2 protein-coding genes and 1 pseudogene are annotated in these 1,550 nt (G+C 58.3%); 2 read left to right on the forward strand and 1 reads right to left on the reverse strand.

What is annotated here, in order from left to right; all coding sequences use genetic code 11:
* Positions 1-74 precede the first annotated feature (74 nt).
* Positions 75-212, reverse strand: coding sequence for a hypothetical protein (locus ACZXDY_RS45825; RefSeq protein ID WP_464350001.1), 138 nt, complete (start codon positions 210-212; stop codon positions 75-77).
* An 8-nt stretch (positions 213-220) separates the two neighbouring features.
* On the opposite strand from ACZXDY_RS45825, the gene ACZXDY_RS45830 reads away from it, so the two are divergent.
* Positions 221-658 (forward strand): hypothetical protein, encoded by a 438-nt coding sequence (locus tag ACZXDY_RS45830; RefSeq protein ID WP_464350002.1) that lies wholly within the window; start codon positions 221-223, stop codon positions 656-658.
* 45 nt (positions 659-703) lie between these two features.
* A pseudogene (locus ACZXDY_RS45835) lies at positions 704-1,237 on the forward strand (ATP dependent DNA ligase); the annotation flags it as partial.
* Positions 1,238-1,550: the final 313 nt, after the last annotated feature.

Here is a 1,550-nt window from a genome sequence, read left to right on the forward strand (position 1 = left end):
GATCGTGTTCGCGACCGAACCATTGTAGGGATCTGGTCCATGCAATCGGTTGCGGCCACCAAACTTGGCGCGGTTCACATCCCCGTCTCCACGATCTTCTCGCCGTCCATCGCCGCTCGCGGCATTCGGAACAGCCCGAACATCTCGATGCTGTGGCGGATGATGTCGAGCGTGCCGTCCCTACCGGCGATATCGCCCCTAATTGCGCTCATCCTAGTGCTTGTTTTACCCAACCTTCGGCACGAGCAACTTCTTAAACAACTCGCTGGTGCACGAGATCGTCCGCTTGCGCGAAGCGGTTTTGGCGGCGGCGCGTCTCGCATCACCGCGGATCGCTCTGCGAACGCCTTCACGCCCGATGGAGTCCTTGCTGGCATCCCCTATCCGTGCTGCCCAAAATGGCATGATATCGGCGATGATGGCGGGTGGAATGGTAAATTTTCGTTCGATTGAACAATTTCAAGCCGCAGCAAATGGAGAAACTCTCGAACAGAGCAGCACTGTTGATCCAACGATTTTGAGCAGATACCCGCAGGAGGCCAACGGTATTCGATTTCGCGTGGAGAAAAACGGAAATGTCGTAAGGTGGTCGGCTGATCGTGGTGAGAAAACATATTCAACTTGGCGCGAGTTCTACGACATTACCCAGATAGGATAATTAAGTCGGGCCTGCTTAGCGCCCCGCACGAACTGGCGCATGACCGAGCGCAAGGCGCACCTGAAGAACATTATCGACGGCTCCGACATCCAGTTCAGCGAGAGCTTCGTGATCGACGGGCCAAAGATGTACGCGCAGGCCTGCAAGGTCGGGCTCGAAGGCGTCATCTCGAAGGTGCGCGACAGCGCCTACACCTCGGGCCGGGGCAACAACTGGGTGAAGAAAACCTGCGTGCAGCGAGAGACGCTGATAATCGCAGGCTTCGCGCTCGACGGCAACAAATGGGACGGCATCTATGTCGGCCGCCGAAAAGGCGAGGACCTAATCTATGTAGGCAAGGTCGATCACGGCTTCGACAAGACATCCGCTGCCGATCTGCAGAAGCGCCTGACGCCGCTGATCCGAAAAACGCAACCTTACACCAAGCGCATCGCCCACAAGGGCATCTGGGTCGAACCGAAGCTGCTCGCCGAAATCGAGTACCGCGCGAAATCGGCAGAGGGCAAGGTGCGCCATCCATTCTTCAAGGGATTGCGGGAAGGGCCTGTGATGCAATTGGTGCGCCCGCTGCGACAATAGCTGGTGGGTCTGGCGAGAACCCTAACGCTTTTAGGACGACCGGAAGCCTATCAAGCTAGTTCGTGCCAGGACTGACCCGCCGCGCTATCCTCTAAGAGCGCGTTGCCCAATCCAGAGCGTCAGAGATGCGACCGCATGTCCGCTACCGAATGAAATGCGGGCGACATTCACACGAGGCGGGACCGCCGCTTTTGTGAAGGGTTTCGGATGCCGGCCGCATGAGGGACGGCGCCGCGTATTCGGCGGCTGGCGTCCGAAAGCCTCCAAGGGAGGAAACCGCGCTTGAGGGAACGTAAGGCTGTGCCGAAGGTGC

This window comes from Bradyrhizobium sp. LeoB3 (assembly GCF_055456055.1).